Origin of the sequence: Methylobacterium sp. WL6 (genome assembly GCF_008040095.1) — a bacterium.
Classification (GTDB): Bacteria; Pseudomonadota; Alphaproteobacteria; order Rhizobiales; family Beijerinckiaceae; genus Methylobacterium.
In genome coordinates, this window is the sequence record NZ_VRVH01000386.1 from 1 (window position 1) to 3,551 (window position 3,551).

The 3,551-nt window shown below is 72.1% G+C and carries 3 protein-coding genes and 1 pseudogene; 2 read left to right on the forward strand and 2 right to left on the reverse strand.

What is annotated here, in order from left to right:
- Positions 1 to 456, reverse strand: a pseudogene (locus FV230_RS26015) (diguanylate phosphodiesterase); the annotation flags it as partial.
- Between the two features lie 256 nt (positions 457 to 712).
- On the opposite strand from FV230_RS26015, the gene FV230_RS26020 reads away from it, so the two are divergent.
- A complete protein-coding gene (locus FV230_RS26020; RefSeq protein WP_147729049.1) occupies positions 713 to 931 on the forward strand; it encodes a heavy-metal-associated domain-containing protein in 219 nt (72 codons plus the stop codon).
- A gap of 198 nt (positions 932 to 1,129) precedes the next feature.
- Entirely contained in the window at positions 1,130 to 2,803 is a 1,674-nt protein-coding gene (locus FV230_RS26025) for a formate--tetrahydrofolate ligase (RefSeq protein ID WP_147729048.1), read from the forward strand.
- Between the two features lie 123 nt (positions 2,804 to 2,926).
- Here FV230_RS26025 and FV230_RS26030 read toward each other — a convergent pair.
- The coding region (locus FV230_RS26030; protein WP_147844444.1) for a restriction endonuclease at positions 2,927 to 3,551 on the reverse strand (625 nt) is incomplete at its 5' end.

The window sequence follows — 3,551 nt, forward strand, 5'->3', positions numbered from 1 at the left end:
GGTTGGGGCCGGCGGCGGTTCCGGGGCGGGCGCCGGCTTCGAGGCGGCCAGGTCGGCGGCCTGCTGCTTCAGCCGCGCGACCTCGCCGTCCTGCGTGCCGACCACGGCCGCGAGGTCGCGCACGATGCCGCTGAGCAGGCCGATCTCGACGGTCAGCTCCTCGACGTCGCGCGGCAGCCCGGCCTGCGCCGGATCGGCCCGGCCGGCCGCCTCGGCCTTGAGCAGGCGCTTCGACAGGGTGTCGAGCTCGGCCGAGAGCTTGTCGCAGCGGGCCTTCAGCCCGCTCGCACGGGCATGGGCCGCGAGCGCGCCGAACGCGGCGAGCCCCCCGAGCGCGAGCGCGCCGACCGTGGGCATCAGGGCGGCGAGCGGCGCGAGCGCAACGAGGCCGAGCAGACCCATCGACCACAGGCCCGCATGCCGGCCGATCCTCCGGGCTGTGGGTCGGTTCGCCACGGGTGCCTTCTTGCCTGGATTCGGGGGGAGCCCGGGCCTGCCTGATCGGGGCCGCGGAGCCCTTTTGTCGCCGAGGGCCTGCGGAGCCGCAAGCGCGCAGGTGAGCCGGCGCGGCGGTTTTCCGCGAGTGTGACATCCGGAAGTTTCTTCGCCCGCTTGCGGCTTCGCGCGCCCAATCCTCGCCCTGCTCCGCCCTTGCCGCGCCCGGCCCGGCGCCCGAGATCGGTGGCAGGCGATCGATCGACGGAGCGACGGCATGGACGCGCAGGGCGAACTTCTGATGCGGGTCGAGGGCATGACCTGCGGCGGGTGCGAGGCGTCGGTGCGCCGCATCGTCCAGCGGATCGATCCGGCGGCGGAGGTCGCGGTCGACCGGGCGCACGAGCGCGTCGCGATCCGGACCTCGGCCCAGAGCCTCGTGCTGGCCGAGGCGCTGACCAAGGCCGGCTACACCGCCACCGCGATGACCGGCTGAAGGCGCGCCAAATCGAATTTGTCGGCGCAGCGAATAATTTCGACGCGCTTTTCGACCGGAGCTGACGCAAAATGTCGGAATCGGCCGGGCGTTGCGCTTGGTCTTGCGCCCGTCGCACGGCACAACGCCGGCTTGAACGGACGTCGCGGACAAAACCGGACGCCACACGACGCCCTCGTGCCAAAGGTTGAGGAAACCATGCCCTCCGACATCGAGATCGCCCGCGCGGCGACGTTGCAGCCGATCGCGCAGGTCGCCGAGAAGCTCGGCATCCCCGACGACGCCCTGCACAATTACGGCAAGCACATCGCCAAGCTCGATCACGGCTTCATCGGCGGCCTCGAGGGCAAGCCCGAGGGCAAGCTGATCCTCGTCACCGCGATCTCGCCGACCCCGGCGGGCGAGGGCAAGACCACGACGACGGTCGGCCTCGGCGACGCGCTGAACCGCATCGGCCGGAAGACCATGATCTGCCTGCGCGAGCCCTCGCTCGGGCCCTGCTTCGGCATGAAGGGCGGCGCGGCCGGCGGCGGCAAGGCCCAGGTCGTGCCGATGGAGCAGATCAACCTGCACTTCACCGGCGACTTCCACGCCATCACCTCGGCGCACGCGCTCGCCGCGGCGCTGATCGACAACCACGTCTACTGGGCCAACGAGCTCAACATCGACGTGCGCCGCATCCACTGGCGCCGGGTCGTCGACATGAACGACCGGGCGCTGCGCGCGATCACCCAGTCGCTCGGCGGCGTCGCCAACGGGTTTCCGCGGGAAGACGGCTTCGACATCACCGTGGCCTCCGAGGTCATGGCGGTGTTCTGCCTCGCCAAGGACCTCGCCGACCTCGAGGAGCGCCTCGGCCGCATCGTCGTCGCCGAGACCCGCGACCGCAAGCTCGTGACCCTGAAGGACGTCAAGGCCACCGGCGCGATGACGGTGCTGCTGAAGGACGCGCTGCAGCCGAACCTGGTGCAGACGCTGGAGGGCAACCCGGCGCTGATCCACGGCGGCCCTTTCGCCAACATCGCCCACGGCTGCAACTCGGTGATCGCCACCCGCGCCGGCCTCAGGCTCGCCGACTACACCGTGACGGAAGCCGGCTTCGGCGCCGACCTCGGCGCGGAGAAGTTCCTGGACATCAAGTGCCGGCAGGCCGGCCTGTCGCCGTCCGCGGTGGTCATCGTCGCCACGGTGCGGGCGCTGAAGATGCACGGCGGGGTCAACAAGAAGGACCTCGGGGCCGAGAACGTCGACGCCCTCGAGAAGGGGTTCGCCAACCTGGCGCGCCACGTCGCCAACGTGCGCGGCTTCGGCCTGCCGGTGGTGGTGGCGGTCAACCACTTCCACGCCGACACCGATGCCGAGCACGCCAAGCTGCGCGACCTCTGTCGCGAACGCCTCGACGTCGAGGCGATCACCTGCAAGCACTGGGCGGAGGGCGGCGCCGGCGCCGAGGCCCTGGCCCATGCGGTGGTGGCGCTCTCCCAGGGCGCGCCGAAGCCGATCGCCTACACCTACGAGGCCGAGGCCAAGCTGTCGGACAAGGTCAAGGCGATCGCGACCAAGCTCTACGGCGCCGCCGACATCCAGATCGAGTCCAAGGCGGCGGGCAAGCTCGCCACCTTCGAGAAGGACGGCTACGGCCACCTGCCGGTCTGCATGGCCAAGACCCAATACTCGTTCTCGACCGACCCGACCCTGATCGGCGCCCCCGAGGGCCACGTGGTCGCGGTGCGCGACGTGCGCCTCTCGGCCGGGGCCGGCTTCGTCGTGGTGATCTGCGGAGAGATCATGACCATGCCGGGCCTGCCGCGGGTGCCGGCCGCCGACACGATCCGCCTCGACGCGAACGGCCAGATCGACGGGCTGTTCTAGGGGCGCACGCGCCGTGTCTTTCCCTCCCCCGCACCCAAGTCGGGCCTGCCCGACTTGGGCACACGGGGTGCGGACCTCGGGCAAGCCCGAGATCCGTCGGGGGAGGGAAGAGGAGAAGAGCCGTCAGCCCCGCGCGGCCAGGACGGTCCGCATCGGGCGCAGGTCGTCGAGATCGTCGTGGTGCAGCAGCAGCACGTCGGTGGCGGCGGCGAGCTTGCGGGCGGCGGGGGTGAAGCCGGCATTCGTGACCACGGCGGCCATGTCGCCGGACCAGTAGCGGGCGGCGGCGGCCGCCTCCTGCACCGCGGCGTTGCCGACCGGGCGGCCGTAGCGCTTGCACTGCACGACGAGGCGGGTGCGGCCCTGCTCGGCGACGATGTCGGCGCCCTGGTCGCCGCTCGCCGGGGTCGGGTGCGTGCGCCAGCCGGCGCGCTCGAGCCGCGCGGCGCAGAACCGCTCGTAGGGCACGCCCTCCTCGGGCGCCGCGTCGTCCTCGGGCAGGTCCACCGCCTCGGCCACCGCCTCGACGATGGACAGGATCGTGTCCGCCCGCGCCGCGCACAGGTCCGCGAAGCCGCGCGCGGTCAGGTCCGGCACCACGGTGCGCGCGACGAAGTAGTCGCGCTCGCGCAGCCAGCCGTCGACGATGCGGTTGCCGTAGGCGTCGACGAAGCTTTCCTGCCGGCGGCGCAGGGCGAGCGTCCGGGCGTGGCGGCGGGCGAGCTTGCGCACCCGGGCGCGGAAGCGC